The organism is Salinarimonas sp. (assembly GCF_040111675.1).
Lineage (GTDB): Bacteria > Pseudomonadota > Alphaproteobacteria > Rhizobiales > Beijerinckiaceae > Salinarimonas.
This window is the reverse complement of the sequence record NZ_CP157794.1, coordinates 4,200,558-4,226,169: the sequence shown is the minus strand read 5'-3', so window position 1 is coordinate 4,226,169 and position 25,612 is coordinate 4,200,558. Positions and strand designations below refer to the sequence as shown.

Below are 25,612 nucleotides of genomic sequence, written 5' to 3'. Positions count from 1 at the left end.
TGGATCAGCCTCGCTCTATGGTGTCGATGAGATCTCGAAGCCCGGCGATCTCGTGCGGCAGCCCGCCGCGGGTGGGCGCGCGCAGCAATGCGTCGAGCGCGCTCTGCATGCTCGAGCCGACGCGTTCGATGGTCGACGGCAGGTGAAGGTTCCGGCAGTAGCCGAGCACGACGGTGAGTCGTCGGTGGCGGACGTAGGTGGTCACATCCAGCACGAACGGGCGCAGGTCGTCCCGGTGGCGCGTAGGGCTGGGATCGGCGAGCGCGTCCAGCAGGCCTTGCCCCGACCCGGAGCCGTCCAGCACGCCGAGATAGTTGAAGCTGACGTCTGAGGAGAACGCGATCGTCTCGCCGTCCGGCCGGAGCCAACGAGCGGGTGCGTAGCCGGCTCCTTGCGCCGGAAGCTCCTGCAGACGCTCGAGCACGCGATCCAGGAGATCGCCGCCGCCGGTAACATCGACGACGAGCGGGTAGATGGAGGTGAACCAGCCGACGGTCCGGCTGAGGTCGAGGTCGGCGAACGGGCCGAGCCGACCGTGACTTTCCATCGAGATGACGAGCTCGTCTCTTCCGAGCCATCCCCCGAGCGCGCGTGAGAGTGCGGCGACCTGAACGGCTTGCGCGTGCTGCCCGCCCAAATTGCGAAGCGCAGTCGTTTGATGCTCGTTCAGCGAGAAGCGGACGACGGCCACGTCGCGGTTGAGGTTGTCGGATCCCACGAGATCGCGAGGCAGGCGGGTGGCGACGTTCGGCAGGCGCGCGCGCCAGTACGCGATTTCGCGGTCGCCCGCATCGCTCGCGGCCCAGCGGACGAGCCGCCGCCGGGATTCCGCGAACGAAACCCGTTCCGAAGGCTGCGGTCGCTCCTGATCGCCGAGCGTGGCTTCCAGCTCGTCCCTGAGAATGGCGAGGCTCACGACGTCGCAGGCGAGATGATGGACGACCAATGCGATCCGCTGCGTGCCGTCCGCGAGGTCGAAGAGGCAGGCGGAGAGATTGCGGCCCGCCCGCGGAGCGAGATCCGCATGCATATCGGCCAGCGCACGGTGGAGCGCAGCCTCGTCCGTCACCCGTCGCAGCTCGATCCGCCGCCCCTGACACGGAGTGTTCGTCGCACCTCCCAGCGCGTAGCGCTCCGTCAGCGCCGGATGACGCGCGAGCAATCCCTCCACGGCGTCGGTGAACGCGTCGGGCGAGACAGGCCGCCGCGGCGAGAGGAGAAGCGAGAGGTTCCAGTGGTCCGGATGGCGCAGGTCGAGCGCGCCGAACCAGCGCTGAACAGGCGCGAGCGGCACGTTCTCGTCCGCCTCGCCGATCGCCGCGTCACTCACCGTCTCGTGGTCTCCGGCCGCCTGCGCCAACGCGGCGATCGTCGGGTTCTCGAAGACCATATGTGGCGCGAGGGCGATGCCGGCCGCATGCGCGCGGGAGACGATCATCAGGGCGAGGATGGAATCGCCGCCGCGGGCGAAGAAGTCGTCGTGGCGTCCGATTCGGTCGGTCTGGAGGATGTCGCGCCAGATGGCGGCGAGGGTGTCCTCGACGGGGCCGAGGGGCGGTTCGAAGGCGGCGGCGCCGTGGGTGGGCTCGTCGTCGGGCTCGGGGAGTGCGTTTCGGTCGAGCTTTCCGTTGGGCGTGAGGGGGAGGGCGTCGACGGGGTGGAGGATCGGGGGGATCATGGCGGGGGGCAGGCGCGTGCGCAGGTGGTCGCGCACGGCGTCGCGGTCGAGGGCGGCCGCTCCGGTCTCCCCGACGAGGTAGCCGACGAGGCGGGTGGCGCCGGCGGGATCGGGGCGGGCGGCGACGGCGGCGGCGCGCACGCCGGGGGCGGCGGCGAGGGCGGCCTCGACCTCGCCGAGCTCGATGCGATGGCCGCGGATCTTCACCTGGTCGTCGTTGCGCCCGAGATAGTCGAGGGCGCCGTCGCGGCGCCAGCGCGCCAGGTCGCCGGTGCGGTAGAGGCGGCCGCCGGGGGGCCCGAACGGGTCCGGCAGGAAGCGCTCGGCGGTCTGTCCGGGACGGCCGAGATAGCCCTGGGCCAGGCCCACGCCGGCGATGTGGAGCTCGCCCACGACCCCGACCGGGCACGGCTCCCCGCCCGCGTCGAGCACGTAGAGGCGCATGTTGGCGATCGGCCGCCCGATCGGGACGGGGTCCTCGGCGTCGGCCCGCGCCTCGAAGACCGCGCAGCCGACGACGGTCTCGGTCGGGCCGTACTCGTTGACGAGGCGTGCGCGCGGGAAACGCGCCAGCGCCTGGCGCACGGTGGCGGCGGGGAGCGCCTCGCCGCCGACGACGAGGATCTCGGGTCCCGTGCCGTCGGACGCCGCGGGATGGGCGGCCAGCGCCGCGAGATGGGAGGGGGTCAGCTTGAGGAGGGCCGGCCAGCCCTGCGGCCCCGCGGCGTCCTCCAGGCGGGCGAGCGCCGCTCCGGCCGGCAGGATCGACAGGGTCCGCCCGGCGAGCAGCGGCAGGAACAGGCTCGTGACCGCCATGTCGAAGGCGAAGGCGCCGTGGAGGAGCGCGCCCTCCGCCCGGTGCGGCGCGCCCTCGAGATAGCTCCGGCAGGCCCATGCGAGGTAGTTCGCCAGGCCGGCATGGGGGACGACGACGCCCTTGGGGCGTCCGGTGGAGCCCGACGTGTAGATCACGTAGGCGGGATCGAGCGGCCCGCCGCCCGCGTCCGCGGGGCGGGGCGCGCGGGGATCGCTCTCCGGCTCGTCGAGGAGCAGGCGGGCGGCCTCTTCGGGGGCGGTCCCGGAGAGGGCGCGCGTGGTCACCACGGCCGCGCAGCCGGCGTCCCGCGCCATGAAGCGCAGCCGCTCGGGCGGCAGCTCCGGGTCGAGGGGCAGGTAGGCGGCGCCCGCGCGCAGGATGCCGAGCAGCGCCGCTGGCAGCTCCAGGCAGCGCTCCAGGCACACGCCCACCACCGCCCCGCGGCCGACCCCCGCCCGGGAGAGGCGCACCGCCAGGGCCTGCGCGGCCTCTTCCAGCTCGGCATAGGCGAGGCTGCGCGTCCCGCAGCGCACCGCCGTCGCCGCCGGGCTGCGCCGCGCCTGCGCCAGCACGAGATCGTCCACCCGCACCGCCGTCTCGATCGTCTCGTCGCGCGTGGCGTTGAACGTCGCCACCACGCGCCGACGCTCCCGCTCCGGCATCACCGCCAGCGAGCCCACCGGCGCCTCCGGCCGCGCCGCCGCCTCCCCGAGCAGCGCCGTCAGCCCCTCCGACAGGCGCTCCACCGTCTCACGGTCGAACAGGGCCGTGGCGTATTCCAGCCGCCCCGTCAGCTGCGTCCCGGCGTCGGTCACGAACAGGGTGAGGTCGAACTTGGTGGTCGTCGCCTCGGGCGGCCTCGGAGTGATGCGCACGCCCTCGATGGCGGGCGATCGGGCCGCGATCACGTCCCTTTGCGCCAGCATGACCTGGAAGAGCGGATGGCGGGCCGGGTCGCGTTCCGGGCGGATGTCCTCCACGAGGCGCTCGAAGGGGAGATCCTGATGCGTGAAGGCTTCGAGGACGCGCTCTCGGGTCTCGCGCAGATGGTCGACGAAGCGCATGCCGGGTGCGAGACGGCCGCGCAGCGCGACGGTGTTGGAGAAGAACCCGATCAGGCCTTCGAGGCGCGCGTCGCGGCGGTTGGCCACGGGCGTCCCGACGCACAGGTCCCACTGGCCGCTCCAGCGCGCCAGGAGCGCCTGCAAGCCGGCCAGCAGCACCATGAAGACGGTCGCGTTCTCCCGCAGCGCGAGGGCCCGCACCGCGGCCGAAAGCTCCGGCCCGAGCGCCAGCGGAACGCTCGCTCCCGAATAGTCCTGCACGGCCGGGCGCGGCCGATCCGTCGGCAGCGCCAGGGTCCCCGGCGCGCCCGCCAGACGGGTGCGCCAATAGGCGAGCTGCTCCTCGAGAACCGGACCCGACAGCCAGCCGCGCTGCCAAGCCGCGAAGTCCCGGTACGACACCGGCAGCGGCGAAAGAGCGGCTTCCCGGCCGCTCGCCCGCGCGGCGTAGAACGCGCCAAGCTCGCGGAGAAGAATGTCGAGCGACCAACCGTCGATCGCGATGTGATGGACGACGAGCTCGAGCAGCCAGCCGTCGTCGCAGGGCGTGAGCGTCACCCGGAAAGGCGGCTCGCGGTCGAGCTGGAAGACGTGTGATCCGCTCTCGTCCTCACCCGGCCCGCCGGTCTCGCGGACCGTCACGCGAACGGAGTCGATCGGAAGCGTCTCCTGCCACCGCTCGCCGCGGTCGACGATGATGCTCGCCAGAACCGGATGACGGCGGACGAGGTCGTGCACCGCATCTGTGAGGACCCGAATGTCGATCGGACCCGCCCAATGCAGGCGGACGACGACGACGTAGGCCTCGTTCGCCGCCCCCAGGCGCTGGAGGGTCCACAATCGGTCTTGGCCGAACGAGAGAGGCGCCCGCGTGGATGCCCATTCGGGCCGTGAGTGCAGCGGGGGGAGCGATTCGGACCCGGCGCGGGCCTTCAGCGCACGCAGCCGATCGCAGTACGGCGCGAGCCGTCGCGCCTCGAAGATCAGCCGAACGGGCACCTCGCATCCGAGTCGCGCACGAACCTGCGTGGCCAGGCGCATCGCCAGAAGCGAATGCCCGCCGAGATCGAAGAAGTCCGCATCGTCGCCGACGCTCGCGACCCCGAGCAGATCCGTCCAGATCTCCGCGAGGGCGCGTCGAAGCGGATCGTCTCCGTCCCGCTCTCCGCTCGCGGGCCCTCTGGAGCGCTCGAGCAGCGCGCGCCGATCGATCTTTCCATTCGGATCGAGCGGAAAAGCGGGGACCGCCTCGACGACGTCCGGCATCATGAAGGCGGGGAGACGCGCGCGCAGGGCCTCGCGGACCGCAAAAACCGCCCCGCTCGCGTCGCGCGCCTCCACGAACAGGGCGAGCGACGCTTCGCCGGCCGAGGAGCGCCGGACCGCGAGCGCGCAGCGATCGCCCCATCCAGCGTCGGCGAGAGCCGCCTCGATCTCCCCCGGCTCGACCCGGTAGCCCCGGATCTTGACCTGATCGTCCATCCGCCCGACGAACTCGAGAACGCCGTCCTCGCGTCGGCGTGCGAGGTCGCCCGTGCGATAGACGCGCGCCCCAGGCGGGCCCGAGGGGTCCGGCACGAAGCGGGAGGCCGTCATCCCCGGCTGCGACGCATAGCCGTGCGCGAGGCCCGCGCCGCCGATGCAGACTTCGCCGATCTCGCCGAGCGGCGTCGGCCGCATCGCCTCGTCGAGGAGCTGCACGGTGCGTCCGCCGACGGCGCGACCGATGGGGATCGCCCCGTCGGGAGCCGCGTCGAAGGCGTGCATCGATGCGAACGTCGTGCATTCCGTAGGGCCGTAGCCGTTGGCGAAGGTCACGCCGGGGAGGGCGGCCATGAAAGCGGCGAGGCCGGACGTCGGAAAGACGTCGCCGCCCGATATCAGGAGGCGAAGGCCCTCGAAGCCCGCGGCGCCGTCGCGCAGGAACTCCCGCAGCAAGCCCGCCGTCAGCCACAGTACGGTGACCTTCGCATCGGCGAGGAACTTCCGCAGAGCGTCGGGATCGAACGGGCCGGGGGGCAGGAGCGCGAGACGCCCGCCGTTCAGCAACCCGCCCCAGATCTCGATCGTCGAGGCGTCGAAACCGAGCGGGGCCGCCACGGCGACGGTGTCGCTGCTCCCGAGGCGCAGCACCTCGGCGTCCGCGGCGAGCGACGTGACGGCCCGGTGGGGCACGAGGACCGCCTTCGGGCGCCCCGTCGAGCCGGAGGTGAACATGACGTAGGCCGTGGCCTCGGCCCCGCCTTTCGGGCCCGCATCGGGCAGCGGACCGACCACGGCGTCGGCGAGACCCGGGAAGAGCAGCGTCCGCCCCTCGATGTCGAGATCCGACGCGTCCTCGTCCGCGACGACGAGCTTCGCGCGCGCGTCCTCCAGCATCAGGCGAAGCCGTTCGCGGGGATAGTCCGGATCGAGCGGGAGGTAGCTCGCGCCGGCCTCCAGCGTCGCCAGCATCGCGACGACGACATCGGCGGAGCGGCGCATGGCGAGGCCGACCACGTCGCCCGGCTCGACGCCCGCCGCGATCAGCGCCCCCGCCACCGCGCGGGCGCGCGTCGTCAGCTCGCGGAAGCTCGTCTCACCCGCATCGGACACGATGGCCACGGCGTCCGGCGTCGCCTCCGCAACGGCCCGCACCCTCTCCTCGATCCTGGGCTCGGCGGCCTGCGCGCCGCGATCGGCGCGCGGCGCCTGCGGAGCCGGGAGGCGCGCATCGAGGACGCGGGCGTCCGGATCGAGATCGTCCAGAAGCCGACGAAGCTCGTCGGCCACGCGCGCCACCGTGGATTCGGCGTAGATGTCGGTCGCGTACTCGACGACGCCGACGATGGCGTCGTCGTGCTCGCCGAGCAGGAAGGCCATGTCGAACTTGCTCGTGGCGGTCCAGAGCGGCAGGCGTCGGGCCACGATCCCCGGGAGTGACAGCTCCGTGAGGCGCGGCGTGTCGAGCGTGAAAGCCACCTGGAACAGCGGATGCCGGCTCGGGTCGCCGTAGCCGCCCACGGCGTCGACAATCCGCTCGAACGGCACGTCTTGGTTGTCCAGGGCGTCGACCGAGGCGGCGCGCGCCGCGTCGATCACCTCGGCGAACGTGGCGGTCTCGGACAGCCGTGCGCGCAGCGGGAGCGTGTTGGCGAAGTATCCGACGAGCTTCTCGGAGCCGGCCCGATGCCGCCCCGCGACCGGGGTGCCGATGCAGAAGTCGCGCAGCCCGCTCCAGCGCGCCAGCACGACCTGGAGGGCGGCGAGCACGACGGCGAACGTGGTCGAGCCCGTCTGCGCCGCGAGCGCGCGCACCCGCGCGGTGGTTCTCTTCGGAAGGCGAAGGGAGTAGTGCGCGCCGTTCCCGCTGGCCGCGGGCGGGCGAGGACGATCGAGGGGGAACTCCGGCGCGAAGTCCGCGCCGGCGAGGCTCCGCGACCAGTAGCCCAGTTGCGCCTGCGCGCGCTCCGAGTCGAGGAACGCGCGCTCCGCCACGGCGAAGTCCGCGCATTGCAGGGGCAGCGTCGGAAGTGTCGCCGGCTCTCCGAGAGCCCTGGCGTAGAGCCGTGGCAGCTCCTCCGCCATGATCGCTGTCGACCATGCGTCGGAGACGATGTGGTGCATGACGACCAGGAGATAGGCGCAGCCGTCGGCGGCCTGCATGAGGACCACCCTGAGCGGCGGCTCTCGCTCGAAATCGAAGCGCCGAGCGATCACGAGAGCGGCGAGCCCGCGGGCGTCCGTCTCGTCGGCGACGCCGACGCGCACGAGGGGAACGTCGGGCTCGGGCGTGAAGACCTGCCGGGGGAAGTCCTCGCCCTCCAGGGTGACGAGCCGCTGGCGCAGGATCTCGTGCCTCTGCGCGAGGCCGTGGAAGGCCGCCTCCAGGGCGTCCGCGTCGAGGGCCCCCTCCAGGCGCAGGAACAGCGCCACGTGGTAAACAGCCGGGGTTTCCCCGAGCGTGTCCAGCAGCCAGAGCCGCTCCTGGCCGAACGACAGAGGCAGAGGCTGCCCGCGCGGCGCGGGCTCGACCTCGTCGCGCGCGGCGACCGGTGCTGCCGCACGCAACCAGTTCGCGAGAGCTCTGGGCGAGGGACGTTCGAAGACCGTCCGGAGCGAGATCTCGTGGCCGAGCTCGTCGCGCAGCGATCGGACGAGGCGCATGGCGAGGAGCGAGTGACCGCCGAGGGAGAAGAAGCTGTCCTCCACGCCGACGGCGTCCCGACCGAGGACCCGGCTGAACACGGCGACCAGTCGCTCCTCGATCGCGTCGGCGGGGGCCGCTCGCGAGACCGGCCCCGGGTCGGGCTCCGGCAGCGCTCGCTCGTCGATCTTCCCGTTCGCGTTGGTGGGAAGGGCGCCGAGGACGACGATGTCCGCCGGCACCATCGCCGCGGGCAGCGTCTCGCGCAGCCGCGCGGCGAGCGCGAGCGGCGTCGAACCGGCGCGACAGGCATCGGCGAGAACGCCCAGCTCCGACAGGCTGGAGAGAAGCGTCTCGTCGTCGATGCCGAAGTCGATCAGGCCCGCGATCTCGTCGACGCCCATCTCGAACAGCTCGGTGGCGCGCGTCGTCAGGGTGGCGGGCGAGCCGATGAAGGCCAGCTCGCCCACGTAGCGGTCGACGCTGAGGTCGATCAGGCGATCGAGATCGTCGTCCCCGTCGACCTCCAGGGTCATGCCCAGCGTCTCCACGACCTGGCGCCGGAGCGCCGTGTGGGCGCCGATGTATCGGCGCAGGGCGGGACGCGCGGTGGCGCGCGCGTGCGCGTCCGAGGGCGCGACGAAGCAGTGCATCATCAGCGTGATGATCCCCGCATCGGGGTCGTGCCCCGCCTCGGCGCGGGCCGTGCGGTAGGCCGCGATGTTCTCCGAGAGCTGGCGATAGGTTTGATTCTGGACGGAGGTCAGCACATTCGCGCCGGCGCGCCCCGCTTCCGCGAACATGGCCGGATTACGGCTCACGGTCAGCCAGACGGGCAGATCCGGCTGCACGGGGCGTGGGCTCGTCCGGTAGTCGCGCTCGGCCCCGGTTCCTGACCGGTAGCGGACGGCCTCGCCGCGCCAGAGCCTGCGGACCTCGTCGGCGAGACGAAGCATCGTCTCGTGGCGCCGACCGTAATCGTCCGGCGCGAAGACGAAATCGTCGGGCACCCATCCCGGTGCGAACGACACGCCGACCCGCCCGGACGAAAGATTGTCGACGACGGCCCATTCTTCGGCGACGCGCAGCGGATGATGGAGCGGCAGCACCACGCTGCCTGCCCGAAGGCCGATCCGTTCCGTGACCGTGGCGAGGGCCGCGTTCAGCACGGACGGATTGGGGAACGCGTCGGCCACCTCGGTAAAGTGACGTTCCGGCGTCCAGACGGCGTGCAGCCCCAGCGCATCGGCGCGCCGCGCGGCCTCCAGGTAGAGGCCGTAGCGCGCGTCGCCGTCGCCGGAGCGGCCGTCGGCGAAGAACAGGATGCTCAGCGCCGGAGCCCCGGCGCCTCGGCCGATCGGCCGCGAGGCGGACCGCCGGCGTTCGGGCGCGACGTAGGCCGTCAGTGCGGAGCGGCCCGCCCGCTGCACGACCCGGGCCTGCCCTACGCCGGGACACGCGACGAGCGCGCGCTCGACCTCCGCGAGCTCGACCCGTACGCCGTTCACCTTGGCCTGGCGGTCTCTGCGGCCGAGGAACTCGTACGCCCCATCGGGCAGGCGGCGCGCCAGATCTCCGGTGCGGTAGGTTCGTCGGCCGTCCGCGCGCACGCCGAAGCCGCGCGCCGTTCCTTCCGGGTCGCCCCAGTATCCGAGCGCCACATGAGGGCTGCAGATTTCGATCTCTCCGACGAACGCGTTCTCCGCCCCGGCCTCGTCGAGGAGCCGTATCTCCGTACCCGGCACCGGAAAGCCGACCGGAATTCGCGCCGCAGCCACCGCCGATCGCGCGTCGAGATGCATCTGCAGAGCCAGCGTCGACTCCGTCGGCCCGAGCCCGTTGACGAGGCGGCAGTCCGGACGGAAGTGCCGCCTCAGGCGCTCGATATCGTCCGACCTCGCTTCCTCGCCTCCCAGAACGACGACGCGCACCGACTCGATCGGTTCGCCGTCGAGCGTCTCGGCGATCGCGCGAAAGACCGTTGGCGTGACGTGCAGCACGGAGACGCGATCGCGTGCGAGCCAGTCGCCGATCGGGGCGAGCCCGTCGCGCCGCAGATCGTAGAGGCTCAGCTCGGCGCCGGTGAGCAGGGCGCCGAACAGATCCATCACCGCTGCGTCGAACGCGTAGCTCGCGAGCAGGGAGACGCTGTCCTCCTCTCCGAGGCCGATCGATGCGGCGTAGCCGATCGCGTGATGCAGGACGTTGCGGTCGTTCTGGAAGACGCCTTTCGGCGAGCCCGTGGTTCCGGACGTATAGAGAATGTACGTGACGCTGTCCGGCCGCCGCGGATCGACGCGAACGGACGACGCCTCGCACGCGAGCGCCGTCTCGAGGGACACGACGGGAGCCGTGAGCCCGGCGATCGCCGTCGCGCGCGCGGCGAGGCTCCCGCTCGCCAGAACGAGCGCGGCGCCGGCATGCCGAGCGACGGCCGCGAGACGCGCGTCGGGATGGGCCGGATCGAGAGGCACGTAAACCGCCCCCGCCCAAAGCGCGCCCAGGATCGCCGCCGGAAGCGCGCGGTCGTGCTCGAGCAGCAAGGCGACGCGATCCCCGGGGCCGAGGCCCTGTTCGATCAGCGCCGTGCGAATCCGGTCTGCGGCGTCGCGCAGCTCTCCGTAGGTCCACGCGTCGCCGTCCGGTCCCACGACGGCCCTGCGCGACGCCCGTCGGGCCGCGACGTCGAGAAAGCGCGACACGACGGTCTGCGTCCCCGTGACCTGCAGCGACGTCGATATGCGCGTCCCGTGCGCGGGAAATCCGAGATCGGGCCGCAGCTCGGAGAGCCGGGCCTCGGGCCTCGTGACGGCGGCCTCGAGCGTCGAGACGAACAGGCGGCTCAGCCAGGCGGCCGTCTCGGGGAGGAAGAGGTCGGCCGCGTACTCGACGAGGCCGATCAGCCCTTCCGAGGTTTCGGTGAGGTTCAGCGTGAGGTCGAACTTCGATCCCGTGCGCGGCTCCTCGCGATAGTGCAGGCGCGCGTCTCCGAGGCGGAGTTCTTCCAGCCCGACGTTGTTGAGCAGCAGCATGACCTGGAAGACGGGGTGTCGTGAGAGGTCCGGTACGAGCCCGAGCTCCCGCACGACGTGATGGAACGGCGTGCGGCGATGCGCGAAGGCGTCCAGCGCCGCGCCGCGCACGAGGGCGAGGAGGTCCGAAAAGCGCGGGTCCCCCTCCCAGCGCGAGCGGATCGCCACGGTATCAAGAAAGTAGCCGACCACGCCCTCGAGGTCCGGATGGTCGCGCCCGGCGACAGGTGTCCCCAGGCAGACGTCCCGGCTGCCTGTGAGCTTCGACAGCGTCAGGACGAGAGCGCTCGCGAGAACGGTGAAGGTCGACGCTCCTTGGGAGGCGGCGAGCGTGCGGACGCGCTGGAGCAGATCGGCGGAGATCGACAGGGGGACGCTGCCCCCGCGAAAGGTCGCGACCGCGGGACGGGGGAAGTCGGTGGGCAGGTCGAGACCATCGGAGAGCCCGTCGAGAGTGGCCTTCCAGAAGGCGAGATCGCCCGTGCGTGTGTCCGCGTCGCCACCGTCGAGCCAAAGCGCCGCATCCGGATAGCCGATCGCCGGAGGCGGCGGCTCGTCGCGGCTCGCGCCGCGCTCGAGGTCGTAGAAGGCGGAGAGGTCGCGGGCGATGATGCCGAGCGACCAGGCGTCCAGCACGACGTGGTGGAAGCTCACGACGAGCGTCGACCGCCCGTCCTCGCCCTCGAACCAGTCACCTCTGAAGAGGCCGCCGGCGAACACGTCCAGCGTCGGCGCGCGCCCGCGCCCGTCGGGCTCGCCGCGGCGATGCGCGACGAAGGGGGCCTCGGGGCGGTCGCAGAGCTCCTGATGAAAGGAGTCCCCCGAGGCGACGAACCGTGTTCTCAGGGCCTGGTGACGTCGCACCAGCCGGTCCCAGGCGCGAGCGAGCGCGTCCGCGTCGATCGCGCCCTCGATCTCGAGCGCGATCCGGCCGTGATACGCCCTGTCGGCCTCGCCGAGGCGGGCCAGGAACAGAAGGCTCTCCTGCGCGGGCAGGATCGGGAACGGCTCGCCGGGCGAATGGCGGCGTGCGACCGGGCCCGCGCTCCCGAACGCCGCCTCGACCGCGCGTGCGCACGCGCCGAGCGTTCTGCCGTCGAAGAGAGCCTTCAGGTCGAGACGGGCGTCGAGGCTCGCGCGAATGCGCGCGCCGATCCGTGCGGCGAGCAACGAGTTGCCGCCCAACGCGAAGAAGTCCGCGTCCGCACGATGGACGGCGACGCCGAGCACCTCCTCCCAGATCCGCGCGACCTCGGTCTCGACGCGCGTCAGCGTGGCGGGACGCTCCGCTGCACCCGCGCGGGCTTCTACGCCCTCGGGATCGGCGTCCGTCGCGGCCAGGGACGCGAGCGCCTTGCGATCGATCTTGCCGCTCGGGGTGACGGGCATCGTCGCGAGCTTCCTGACGAGGTCGGGGACAGCCTGCGAGGGGAGCCGCTCGCGAAGCGCGGCGCGCACGTCGGCCGCGTTCGCCACCCCCGTGTAGAAGCCCGCCAGCCGCAGCCCGCCCGCCCCGTCGGGCCAGGTCGCGGCCGCTCCGGCGCTTACGCCGGGACACGACGCGATCGCCGCATCGACCTCGCCGAGCTCGAGACGGTGGCCGCGGACCTTGACCTGATCGTCCCGCCGGCCGAGGCACTCGACGAGCCCCTCCCGCGTGATCCGCGCCAGATCGCCGCTTCGGTAGAGCCGAGCGCCGGGCATGGTTCCGAACGGATCGGGGACGAAGCGCTCGGCCGTGAGGGCCGGCCGGTCGCGATATCCGCGGGCGACGCCGCGTCCTCCGATGAAGAGCTCGCCGACGGCTCCCACCGGCAGCCGCTCCATGGCCGCGCTCAGGACGTAGAGACGCGTGTTCGCGATGGGGCGGCCGATCGGCTGGTTGGCCGCCGCGCGCTCGACGGGGTACGCCGCGGACCAGACGGTCGTCTCGGTGGGGCCGTAGAGATTCCAGACCCGATTGCCCGGGCCCAGCAGCGTGTCCGCGATCTCGGCAGGGAAGGCTTCCCCGCCGACGAGCATCGTCAGGGGCGGATCGGGTCGCCAGCCGCGCTCGACGAGCATCCTCCACGTCGTCGGGGTGGCCTGCACGACATCGATCTCTCGCGACCCGATGGTCTCGGCGAGGCGAGCCGGATCACGCGCCACCTCCCGGTCCGCGATCACGACCGTGCCGCCGAGCACGAGCGGCACGAACAGCTCCAGCACGGAGATGTCGAACGAGATCGGCGTGAGCGCGAGAAGGCGCAGGCCCCTCTCGAGCGCCAGGCCGTGACGCATGGCGAGGACGAAGTTGCTCAGCTGCGCGTGCTCGACCATGACCCCCTTGGGAACGCCCGTCGTGCCGGAGGTATAGATCAGGTACGCCAGGTCGGCGGGAGCGCGCGCCGTGACCTCGTCGGTTCCCGGCGCCGTCGCGATCGCGTCCGCGATGCGCAGCTCCGTCCTGCTCGGCAGGCGCAGCGTCGCCCCGGCGCCGTCGACCAGGACGACGGCGGCGCCGGCGTCCTCCACGATCGTCCGGAGCCGAGACGCAGGGTAGCCGGGGTCGAGCGGGACGTAGGCCGCGCCCGCCCGCAGCACGCCCAGGAGTGCGCAGACGAGGTCGACGCCGCGCTCCATGCAGACGCCGACGACGTCGCCGCGCCCGACGCCCGCCGAGCGCAGGGCCGCGCTCACGCGCGCCGCTCGCGCGACGAGGCCGCTATAGTCGAGGCTCACGTCGCCGTGCTCGACGGCGATCGCCTCCGGCGTGGCCCGAGCCTGCTCCAGGACGAGATGATCGATCGTTTTCATGGCGCTGCCTGGAAGTCGTCGAATCCGAGATCGGTGTCGTTCAGCTCGCGCAGGACGTCGTCGTCCCCGCCGTCGATTCCGGCGAGATCCGGCTTGGCGGCGTCGACGTCGGCGCGGAGGTGGTCCAGGCTGGCGACGAGCATTCGCTCGAGACGCTCCGCGAGGTCGTCGTCGATCAATCCTCGATCGTAATTCAGCTTGAGGACCAGCCGTCGACCGTCGGGATCTCGGGAGAACTGCACCTCGAGGGCGTAGTTCGTCTCCTCGACGAGGCCGTCGACACGGCTGTCCAGATCCTCGAAGGGCAGGTCGCGATAGGCCCGGAACTCGACGAAGTTGAAGAAGACGTCGAAGAGCTGCTGGCGCCCCGCCGCTTCCTGGATGCGCGCGAGGGAGAGCCTGCGGTGCCGAAGCATCGCGATCTCCGCCGCGAACGTCGCCTCGATCGCCTCACGCCAGGAGGCGGACCGGGTTTCGACCACGAGCGGGACGGTGTTGAGGAACAGGCCGACCATGCGCGCGCCGACCTCCGTCTCCGGTCGGATCGACGTGACGAGGCCCGTTGCGACGCGGCTGCGGCCGTACAGATGAGACATCGCGTGGAGGTGTGCCGCGAGCAGGAGCGTCTTGAGGGACATTCCCAGGTCGCGGGCCACCTCGGCGAGGCCGCGATGCAGGGCGTCGTCGACGACGCGCACGCGGCTTCGCGCCGTGGGGGCGGCCGAGCGCGTCAGCGGCAGGTCCGGCGGCGGCGCCTCGGCGAGCTGGTCTCGCCAGAACCGGCGCGTGGCGTCCCGGGCGATCGCGCGGCGCTCGAGCGCGATCTGGATCGCGTATCCCGGCGCCGCTTCGGGCAGGGGCGGCGTGGTCCCGCTCAGCGTCGCGACGTAAACCCGGGCCAGTTCCGTGAGCAGGACGGCCGCACTCCAACCGTCCGCGATCGCATGATGGAAGGAGAGCGAGAAGACGAACGTCTCGTCGCCGAGGCGATGGACGGCGACGCGCCACAGCCCCGGCTTCGTCAGCTCGAACGTCGCGAGGCGCTCCGCGTCGCGCCAGCGTCGGACGGCGTCCTCCTGCCGCGCGGGCGGCAGCTCTCGCAGGTCGGCGCAGGCCAGCTCCGGCTCGATGCGCGGCGCCACCAGCTGCAGCGGCTCGGAGAAGCCGGCGAGGTGGAACGACGTCCTCAGGAGGGAATGACGCGCCGCGATGCGCTCGAGAGAGGCGCGCAGCGCGGCCTCGTCGTACCGGAGGCGGAGCCGATAGGAAAAGACGTCGTGATACACCCCGCTGCCGCGCTGGTATTCCGTGTGGTAGATCATCCCGAGCTGCAGATCCGAAAGCGGATAGGCGTCCTCGACGCCGCCGGGCAGCGCAGCGCGATCGGTGGCGGACACCAGCGCGAACGGGGCCGGCGGCTCGATGCTCTGGTCGCGCAGCTCCGTGTAGCTCCGGGCCAGCGTCTCCGGGGTCTGGTGCTGGAACAGCTCCTCCAGGGTGAAATGCCAGCCGCGCTGCGCCAGCTGCGCGAGAACCTGGAGGCTCCTCAGCGAATCGCCGCCCAGGGCGAAGAAGTTGTCGCGTGCGCCGACGCGCAAGACGCCGAGAACCTCTCCCCAGACCTCGACGATGTCCTGCTCCAGCCGCGTCGAGGCGGGCACGTATCCCGATCGTTCCTCCGCCGGTGCGTCGAGACGCGCCAACGCCGCCCGATCGATCTTGCCGTTGCTGGTCGTCGGCAGGTCCGGCAGCACCACGAGCCGTGACGGGATCAGATAGGAGGGGCAGGTGCCGGCGAGATGCTGCCGCACGCGCGTCGGAAGGGCCTGCGCCGCGACGATCTCCAGAGGGTGCGTGACGCCCAGCGACGGGGCGGGCTCCGCGGACGGTGGGCAATCGTCGACGAGAGCGGCGCCGGCCGTGACGTCGAAGCAGCCCGGCCGGCTCTGCGACGGCGAGAGCCGCGCCGGCAGTCCCAGCGCGGCCATCGCTGCGCGGACGTCCTCGGGATGGATGCCGTACGGCGCCCGGGCGCTCGGATCGTGAAGGGTTCGCAGGTATGCGAGGTCGTCCGCGATCCTGAGGTCGGGGACACCCTGGATCCGGACGGGGCCCGCGCCGCGCGCCGCGCGCACGTGGGCCACGATCGCCTCGACGTCGTCGTCGCCCGCGGGAATCGATCGCGGCTCTGCGACCGCGCCCGGCATTCCCGATGCGCCCTCGCCGACATGAAGCACGGCGTCGTAGCGGAACTTGACGAGCTCGTTGGCCTCGCGGCCCGGCTTGAGCCGAAGCTCGACGGCGCACACGCGGGGCCAGGCCCGTCGCAGATGCCCGAAGACCGAAGGCGCGAGCATCAGCTCCAGGTGCTCCCGACGGCGACGGGCGACGCGGGCCTCGATCGTCTCGGGGGATTCCTCGCCCTCGAGGCGGCTGCGCACGACCGAGGCGTGGAGCGCATCGGCCAGATCGAAGTTGACGAGATCGGCGACCACGATCCGACCGCCGTCCGCCACCTTCTCGGCGAGCCCGGCGATGATGTCGGAGAAGTAGTCGACATCCGGGAAGTACTGGACGACGGAGTTCAGGATCGCGACGTCGAGGCTGCGATCGTCGATCCGGGACAGGTCGTGCGCCGGCCGGGCCAGGAGCCGCACCTTCTCGTCGAGGCCTCGCTCCTCCAGCGCCGTTCGCAGTCCGCGGAGCGCGACCGTCGAGATGTCGCTGCCGACGTAGGACGCGCAGAGCGGGGCGGCACGAAGCAGGACGAGGCCGTTCCCGCAGCCGACCTCGAGGACGTGCTCGTGCGACCCCAGGTCGAGGAGGTCGAGGAGGCCGTCGAGCCAGGCGCGCATCTCGTCGGGCGGGATGGGCTCGCCGCTGGCGCTGCTCGTCCAGCCGGCGAAATCGTTCAGCGGATCGTCGGCGGACCGGCCGTAGGTTTGATCGTAGATGGCCTTCCAGCGGTCGACGAGCAGCCTTCGGGTCTCGCCGACGTCGCGCGCTCCGGTCTCCCCGACGAGGTAGCCGACGAGGCGGGTGGCGCCGGCGGGATCGGGGCGGGCGGCGACGGCGGCGGCGCGCACGCCGGGGGCGGCGGCGAGGGCGGCCTCGACCTCGCCGAGCTCGATGCGATGGCCGCGGATCTTCACCTGGTCGTCGTTGCGCCCGAGATAGTCGAGGGCGCCGTCGCGGCGCCAGCGCGCCAGGTCGCCGGTGCGGTAGAGGCGGCCGCCGGGGGGCCCGAACGGGTCCGGCAGGAAGCGCTCGGCGGTCTGTCCGGGACGGCCGAGATAGCCCTGGGCCAGGCCCACGCCGGCGATGTGGAGCTCGCCCACGACCCCGACCGGGCACGGCTCCCCGCCCGCGTCGAGCACGTAGAGGCGCATGTTGGCGATCGGCCGCCCGATCGGGACGGGGTCCGTCGCAGCCGGGTCGCACGCCCACCAGCTCACGTCCACCGAGGCTTCCGTCGGGCCGTAGAGGTTGTGCACGGCCGCGTTCGGGAAGCAGCGCGCGGCGGCGGCGGGCTGGTCGGCGCCGAGCGCCTCGCCCGAGGCGACGACCAGGCGCACGCCGTCGCGGGCCGGCGCCGTGGCCGCGTACTGGCGCAGCATCGAGGGCACGAAATGCAGGACGGTGACGCCGGAGCGCGCGATCTCCTCGGCGAGGTAGCCCGGGTCGCGATGCCCGCCCGGGCGCGCCATCACCAGCTCGGCGCCGGCGATCAGCGGGGCGAAGAGCTCCCATACCGAGACGTCGAAGCCGAGGGGCGTCTTCTGCAGGACGCGGTCGTGGGGACCGAGGCCGTACTGGCGCTGCATCCAGACGAGGCGGTTGACCGCGCCGGCATGGGGGACGACGACGCCCTTGGGGCGTCCGGTGGAGCCCGACGTGTAGATCACGTAGGCGGGATCGAGCGGCCCGCCGCCCGCGTCCGCGGGGCGGGGCGCGCGGGGATCGCTCTCCGGCTCGTCGAGGAGCAGGCGGGCGCCCTCTTCCGGGGCGGTCCCGGAGAGGGCGCGCGTGGTCACCACGGCCGCACAGCCGGCGTCCCGCGCCATGAAGCGCAGCCGCTCGGGCGGCAGCTCCGGGTCGAGGGGCAGGTAGGCGGCGCCCGCGCGCAGGATGCCGAGCAGCGCCGCCGGCAGCTCCAGGCAGCGCTCCAGGCACACGCCCACCACCGCCCCGCGGCCGACCCCCGCCCGGGAGAGACGCACCGCCAGGGCCCGCGCGGCCTCTTCCAGCTCGGCATAGGCGAGGCTGCGCGTCCCGCAGCGCACCGCCGTCGCCGCCGGGCTGCGCCGCGCCTGCGCCAGCACGAGATCGTCCACCCGCACCGCCGTCTCGATCGTCTCGTCGCGCGTGGCGTTGAACGTCGCCACCACGCGCCGACGCTCCCGCTCCGGCATCACCGCCAGCGAGCCCACCGGCGCCTCCGGCCGCGCCGCCGCCTCCCCGAGCAGCGCCGTCAGCCCCTCCGACAGGCGCTCCACCGTCTCACGGTCGAACAGGGCCGTGGCGTATTCGACGAAACCCACGACATCGTCGCCCGCTTCACGCAGATCGATCCGGATGTCGAAGCGTGCGTAGTCGAAGGGGGCGGGACGATTCCTGATGACGAGACCTGCCACGCTCTCGCCGTCGAAGGGGACGTTCTGGAGGGCCAGCATGACCTGGAAGAGCGGATGGCGGGCGAGGTCGCGTTCCGGGCGGATGTCCTCCACGAGGCGCTCGAAGGGGAGATCCTGATGCGTGAAGGCTTCGAGGACGCGCTCTCGGGTCTCGCGCAGATGATCGACGAAGCGCATGCCGGGTGCGAGACGGCCGCGCAGCGCGACGGTGTTGGAGAAGAACCCGATCAGGCCTTCGAGGCGCGCGTCGCGGCGGTTGGCCACGGGCGTCCCGACGCACAGGTCCCACTGGCCGCTCCAGCGCGCCAGGAGCGCCTGCAAGCCGGCCAGCAGCACCATGAAGACGGTCGCGTTCTCCCGCAGCGCGAGGGCCCGCACCGCGGCCGAAAGCTCCGGCCCGAGCGCCAGCGGAACGCTCGCTCCCGAATAGTCCTGCACGGCCGGGCGCGGCCGATCCGTCGGCAGCGCCAGGGTCCCCGGCGCGCCCGCCAGACGGGTGCGCCAATAGGCGAGCTGCTCCTCGAGAACCGGACCCGACAGCCAGCCGCGCTGCCAAGCCGCGAAGTCCCGGTACGACACCGGCAACGGCGAAAGAGCGGCTTCCCGGCCGCTCGCCCGTGCGGCGTAGAACGCGCCCAGCTCGCGATAGAACACGCCGACCGACCAGGCATCCGCGGCGATATGGTGCAAGGTGGTGACCAGGACGTGCCGATCCGGACGAAGCCGAACGACGACGAACTCGCAGACATGGCCGTTCTCGACGTCCAGCCGGGCGTCTCCGGCCTGCCTCACGATCCGGTCGACCTCCTCCTCGGCCGCGGCGTCGTCGAGATCTGTGAGATCGACACGCCGGGCCGCGACCGGCCCGGGCGGCGCGACGGTCTGGACCGGCGTACCGGCCACGGCGATGATGCAGGTTCGCAGCGTCTCCTGCCGAACGACGATGTCCCCGAGCGCGGCATCGAGGGCGTCGAGATCGAGAGCGCCGTCCATCTCGACGGCGCTGAGCACGTTGTACGCCGCGCCGACGCTCTCCAGCTGGCCGAGGAACCAGAGCCGCGCCTGGGCCTGGGACAATGGAGAGGCGGCGTCGCGCGGCTCCGGAAGGGGGCGTAGCGCCAGCGCCGTTCGGGATGCGTCGGGCAGACCGCCGATGCGCGCGGCGAGATCGGCGAGAGTGCGCGCCTCGAAGATCGACTGGAGCGGCACCTCGACGCCGATGCGATCCCGTATGCGAGCGACGACGCGGGTCCCTTGCAGAGAATGGCCGCCGAGCGCGAAGAAGTCGTCCTCGCGGGACACGTCCTCGACGCCGAGAACCTCCCGCCAGATCTCGGCGACGGCGTGCTCGAGCCTCGTTCCCGGCGGCGTGCGCTCCGCCGGTTCGCTCCGCTCCGGAGTGGGCAGGGCGTCGATCTGGACCTTTCCGGAGGGAGTCAGAGGGAACCGGGCGACGACCGTCACGCTCGGCCGGATGGCCGGCGGCAAGCGCCGCGCGAGCAGCCGAGCGAGATCGTCCCGATCCGGCGCCGCACCCGGCCGCGGCGTGACGTACGCCGCGAGAAGGCGGCGCCGGGCGCCGTCCTCTCGCACCACGGCGACCGCGCGAGAGACGCCGGGCGCGTCCGAGAGCAGGCTCTCCACCTCTCCCAGCTCGAGGCGATGGCCCGCGATCTTCACCTGCCGGTCGGCCCGCCCGACGAACACGAGCGCGCCGTCCGCCCGCATGCGGGCGATGTCGCCGGTTCGGTAGAGCCTCGCGCCGGGCGCCTTGCCGCTCGGGTCGGGGACGAACCGGCTCGCCGTGAGCTTGGGCGAGCGGACGTATCCGCGGGCCAGTCCCCAGCCGCCCACATAGACCTCCGCGGGAACGCCGACGGGTACGGGCCGCATGTCCGCGTCGAGCAGCTGGATGCCGACGCCCCGGAGCGGGACGCCGATGCAATCCGCGTCCGACCCGTCGGCTTCGACGATGTCGGCCCAGGTCGCGTCCCAGAATTCCGAGGTGCCGTAGACGTTCAGAAGCCGGACCTCGGGAAGGACGCTTCTGAAGCGCTTCGCCAATCCCGACGGAAGCGGCTCTCCGCTGGAGACGACGTACTCGAGCCGACGCAGGACCGAGAGCTCGGGCTCCGGCAATTCCAGAAGCATCTCGAGGAAGGAGGGAACGAGGACGATCCGGGTCACGCCGTGCCTGGCGACGAGGCGTGCGAACGCGACCACGTCGCGCTGCGCGGCGCGGTCGACGAGCACCGTCCGATCGCCTCTGACCAGAGGCGCGAAGATCTCCCACAGACAATCGATGAAGTTCATCGTCGTCTTCACGGCGTAGACGGCGCCGATGCTCGCGCTGCCCGGAACGTCCCAGCACAGGCGCGTTCCGACGGCGCGGTGAGTTCCGGCCACCCCCTTGGGCGCCCCGGTCGACCCGGACGTGAAGATGACGTAGGCCGTATCGTCCGGGTGAAGGGCGATGCCCGGATCGTCGTCGGGCGCCGTCCGCAAGCCCGGATCGCTCGTCTCCACGACGTGGGCGACGTTCAGCACGCAGGGGCCGGTCTCGTCCCGGATGACGAAGCGAACGTCCGTGTCCGCGATCATCTGGACCAGTCGTTCTTCGGGGTAGGCGGGGTCCAACGGGAGAAAGGCCGCTCCCGCCTTGAACACGCCCAGCAACGCGACGACCATGTCGTCGCTCGGTGCGAGATGCAGGCCCACGAGGTCGCCGCGCTCGCAGCCCAGCGCCCTCAGGTGGTTCGCGAGCCGATTGGCCCGCCGCTCGAGATCGCCGTAGGTCGTCTCGACGTCGTCGTGCACCAAGGCCACGCGCGTCGGGTGCGCGCGCGCCACCGTCGAGACGGCCTCCGCGACGAGCGGGACGTCGACGAGCTCGGTGGCGGCGCGTTCCTCGACGAGGATCTTGTCCTCGCGCGCGATCGTCTCGAGGCGCGATACCGGCCGCTCGGGATCCGCCAGCAGATCCTCGACCATGACCTGGAAGCTCCGCCACAGGGCCCTGATCGCCGAGCGGTCGAAGAGATCGCAGCGATACTCGACGATCCCGGCGATCCTCGGTTCCGTAGCGCCGATTTCCAGGGTGATCGCGTGCTTGGCGCCGGCGCCGCGGGAGGGGAGCGGTTCGCAGCGGATTTCCGGGAGCGACAGCATGCTCACCGGCGCGTTCTGGACGACGAGCATGACACGGAAGAGATCCTCGCCGGCTCCCGCCCGCTCGGTCGCGAGCCGCTCCACGACCTGATCGTAGGGGACGTCCTGATGGGCGAGCGCCTCGAGGCACTGCTCGCGCACGTCGTGAAGAAGATCGAGGAACGCCGGATCCCGCGCGATCTCCACGCGGGCGGTCAGCGTATTCAGGAAAAGGCCGACACAGCTCTCGAGCTCGCGTCGCGTACGGCCGGCCACGGGGTATCCGATCGCGACCTCGGGCTGGCCCGACATGCGGGCGAGGAAGGCGCCGAATGCCGCGAGCAGGGCCATGTGCACCGTGACGCCCTCGCGGCGGCAGAGCTTCGCGAGCGCTGCGCTGATCCACGAGGGCAGCTCGACCGGCTCGCGAGCGCCGGCGTAGGATCGCTCGGACGAAGCCGGTGACTTGGCCATCGGCAGGGCGATGTCGCGCTCCAGACCGGCGAGCCGCCGCTCCCAGAAGGCGAGCTGGGCTTCGCGCTGCGCTCGCACCTCCGGGCGGGCCTCCCATATGGCGTAGTCGCCATAGTCGATCTCGGCGCGACGCGGCGGAAGCGAGGCTGCGCTCGCAGCCGCGGCGAGGTGCTCGCCGAGCTCGCCTGCCAGCACCGAGAGCGACCATCCGTCGGCGACGATATGGTGCATGCAGATCGCCAGCAGGTGCTCCTCGTCGCCCACGCGCACGAGACAGGCGCGGTGGAGCGGCCCCGCGCTCAGATCGAAGCGCTGCTCGAAGAAGGCCCGGATCCGGGCATCGACCGCCTCCGGGGCATCCGTCCGCGCATCGACGATCTCCAGGGGCCAGGACGCCCGGCCGTGCAAGTGGACCACCAGATCGCCGTCCTCCTCCACGTATCGCGTCCGGAAGGCTTGATGGCGGCGGGCGAGGCCGTCGAAGGCCGCAGCGAGCGCGGAGACGTCGAGGACGCCATGCAGGCGATGCAGGACGGGCACGTGAAAAGCGCTGCCGGGATCGTCCAGCTGATGCAGGAACCAGAGCCGCCGCTCGGCGTGGCTGGGCGGCCGTCGCGCGAGGTCGGCGACCGGCTCGATCGGCGGCAGGCGAGCGCCGTGCCGCGCGGCGAGCAGCTCCTCGACATGACGCGCGAAATCCCTGAGCCGGGGATACGCGAAGACGCTGCGGAGCGGGACCTCGATCTTGAAGCCGAAGCGCACTGCGGCGATCACGCGGGTCGCGCTGAGGGAATGCCCTCCCAGCGCGAAGAAGTCGTCCGACGAAGAGACGGGGCCGCGATCCAGCACTTCCGACCAGACGGCCGCTACGTAGGCCTCGACGCCTACATGAGGTGTGCCCTCGGCCGTTGCGGCGGCGCCGTGGGTGGGCTTGTCGTCGGGCTCGGGGAGGGCGTTTCGGTCGAGCTTTCCGTTGGGCGTGAGGGGGAGGGCGTCGACGGGGTGGAGGATCGGGGGGATCATGGCGGGGGGCAGGCGCGTGCGCAGGTGGTCGCGCACGGCGTCGCGGTCGAGGGCGGCCGCTCCGGTCTCCCCGACGAGGTAGCCGACGAGGCGGGTGGCGCCGGCGGGATCGGGGCGGGCGGCGACGGCGGCGGCGCGCACGCCGGGGGCGGCGGCGAGGGCGGCCTCGACCTCGCCGAGCTCGATGCGATGGCCGCGGATCTTCACCTGGTCGTCGTTGCGCCCGAGATAGTCGAGGGCGCCGTCGCGGCGCCAGCGCGCCAGGTCGCCGGTGCGGTAGAGGCGGCCGCCGGGGGGGCCGAACGGGTCCGGCAGGAAGCGCTCGGCGGTCTGCCCGGGACGGCCGAGATAGCCCTGGGCCAGGCCCACGCCGGCGATGTGGAGCTCGCCCACGACCCCGACCGGGCACGGCTCCCCGCCCGCGTCGAGCACGTAGAGGCGCATGTTGGCGATCGGCCGCCCGATCGGGACGGGATCCGTCGCAGCCGGGTCGCACGCCCACCAGCTCACCTCGATCGAGGCCTCCGTCGGGCCGTAGAGGTTGTGCACGGCCGCGTTCGGGAAGCAGCGCGCGGCGGCGGCGGGCTGGTCGGCGCCGAGCGCCTCGCCCGAGGCGACGACCAGGCGCACGCCGTCGCGGGCCGGCGCCGTGGCCGCGTACTGGCGCAGCATCGAGGGCACGAAATGCAGGACGGTGACGCCGGAGCGCGCGATCTCCTCGGCGAGGTAGCCCGGGTCGCGATGCCCGCCCGGGCGCGCCATCACCAGCTCGGCGCCGGCGATCAGCGGGGCGAAGAGCTCCCATACCGAGACGTCGAAGCCGAGGGGCGTCTTCTGCAGGACGCGGTCGTGGGGACCGAGGCCGTACTGGCGCTGCATCCAGACGAGGCGGTTGACCGCGCCGGCATGGGGGACGACGACGCCCTTGGGGCGTCCGGTGGAGCCCGACGTGTAGATCACGTAGGCGGGATCGAGCGGCCCGCCGCCCGCGTCCGCGGGGCGGGGCGCGCGGGGATCGCTCTCCGGCTGGTCGAGGAGCAGGCGGGCGCCCTCTTCCGGGGCGGTCCCGGAGAGGGCGCGCGTGGTCACCACGGCCGCACAGCCGGCGTCCCGCGCCATGAAGCGCAGCCGCTCGGGCGGCAGCTCCGGGTCGAGGGGCAGGTAGGCGGCGCCCGCGCGCAGGATGCCGAGCAGCGCCGCCGGCAGCTCCAGGCAGCGCTCCAGGCACACGCCCACCACCGCCCCGCGGCCGACCCCCGCCCGGGAGAGACGCACCGCCAGGGCCTGCGCGGCCTCTTCCAGCTCGGCATAGGCGAGGCTGCGCGTCCCGCAGCGCACCGCTGTCGCCGCCGGGCTGCGCCGCGCCTGCGCCAGCACGAGATCGTCCACCCGCACCGCCGTCTCGATCGTCTCGTCGCGCGTGGCGTTGAACGTCGCCACCACGCGCCGACGCTCCGCCTCCGGGAGCAGCACATGCTCCAACGGGCCTTCCATCGCGTCGCTCAGCATCTCGATCGTCGCGAGCAACCGCGACAGCAGATCTCGTGCGGCGTCGTCGTCGAGGATGCGACGATCGTGGACGATGCCGGCCTTGAGCCCCGATCGCATCGAGACGAGCACCGTCGCGGGATAATGCGTGCGCTCCGAGATCCGCAGATCCCGCGCCTGAAGGGCGTCGTCTCGCTCCGTCGTCGGAACGGGATAGTTCTCGAACACCAGTATCGAGTCGAACAGGGCGCTTCCGGGCGCGATTCCCAGATCGCGCTGCAGGCTCGGCAGCGACACCCACTCGTGCTCCCGATGGCGTGCGAGCTCGACCTGGAGCTCGAGCAGCCATTCGGCGGTCTTGCGGTTTCTCTGCGGTGTGATCCGAACGGGTATCGTCTTGATGAAGAGGCCGACCATGTCCTCGACGCCGGGGAGCGCGGGGGGGCGGCCGGAGATGGTCGCTCCATAGATCGAGCCCGCCGCAGGGTCGCCCAGCGCCAGCACGAGCCCCCAAGCCGCGCTGACGACGGTACTCGTCGTCAGGCCATGGGCGGCGCAGGCGCGCGAGAGACGGTCGAAGGCCGCCGGCGAGAGCACGCTTTCAACGCGACCGTAAATCGTGCCCTCATGCTCCACCGCGCCCCGGGCGGAAGGCGGCAGCCGGCGCGCGTGCTCGTGCCCTGCCAAGTATCGCATCCAGAAGCCGCGCGCTGCGGTCGTGTCGCGCTCCGCCTCGGCGCGAACGAAGGCTTCGTATCCGCCATCCTCCGCGACCTCGGCCGCCGAGCCGCGTTCGAGGCGCCGGTAGAGCTCCATCACGTCGCGCATGACGATGGCCAAGGACCAGCCGTCCACGACGAGATGGTGGAAGCTCGCGACCATGCGGCTCAGGTCGTTCGCGAAGCGCACGAGACGCACCTTCACGAGAGGTCCCGACTCGAGATCGAACGCCTCGGCCTCGGCGCGTTCGAGCGCGGTGCGCCACGCGTCTTCGGCCGTCTTGCGGTCGCGCGCGGACACGTCCTCGATCACGATCTCCGGGGTCTTGGACGCATCGATGACCTGAACCGGTTGCGGGAGACCCTCCCACATGAAGCGCGCCCGCAGCGCCGGGTGCCTGCGGAGCACGGCGCCCCAGGCCGCGACGAAGGCGTCGGTATCGAGCGATCCCTCGAGCTCCACGGACAGCGCGACGACATAGGCGCCGCTCTCGCCGGCGAGGCTCTGGTAGAGGATACCGAGCTGCGTCTCCGAGAGGGGGAGAACACGCGGAGGCGCGGCGTCGGCGTCCTGGTTCGCGGCGGCGCTCGCCGGGCTCGATGCGTTCGTCATG

Annotated in this window: 2 protein-coding genes; both read right to left on the bottom strand. The window is 72.3% G+C overall.

The genetic code is table 11. The annotated features are described in order from the left end of the window. Nucleotides 1-4: 4 nt before the first annotated feature. Nucleotides 5-13,513 carry an amino acid adenylation domain-containing protein gene (locus ABL310_RS19565; RefSeq protein ID WP_349368673.1) on the bottom strand — a complete coding sequence of 4,503 codons (13,509 nt, stop codon included), beginning with the start codon at nt 13,511-13,513 and terminating at the stop codon, nt 5-7. Beyond that, nucleotides 13,510-25,611 carry an amino acid adenylation domain-containing protein gene (locus ABL310_RS19560; RefSeq protein WP_349368672.1) on the bottom strand — a complete coding sequence of 4,034 codons (12,102 nt, stop codon included), beginning with the start codon at nt 25,609-25,611 and terminating at the stop codon, nt 13,510-13,512. Before ABL310_RS19560 ends, ABL310_RS19565 begins: the two co-directional genes overlap by 4 nt. Nucleotide 25,612: the final 1 nt, after the last annotated feature.

What these genes read in the sequence shown, in the direction of transcription:
- ABL310_RS19565 (WP_349368673.1), bottom strand. Translation starts at nt 13,513, where the DNA reads ATGAAAACGATCGATCATCTCGTCCTGGAGCAGGCTCGGGCCACGCCG.
- ABL310_RS19560 (WP_349368672.1), bottom strand. Translation starts at nt 25,611, where the DNA reads ATGACGAACGCATCGAGCCCGGCGAGCGCCGCCGCGAACCAGGACGCC.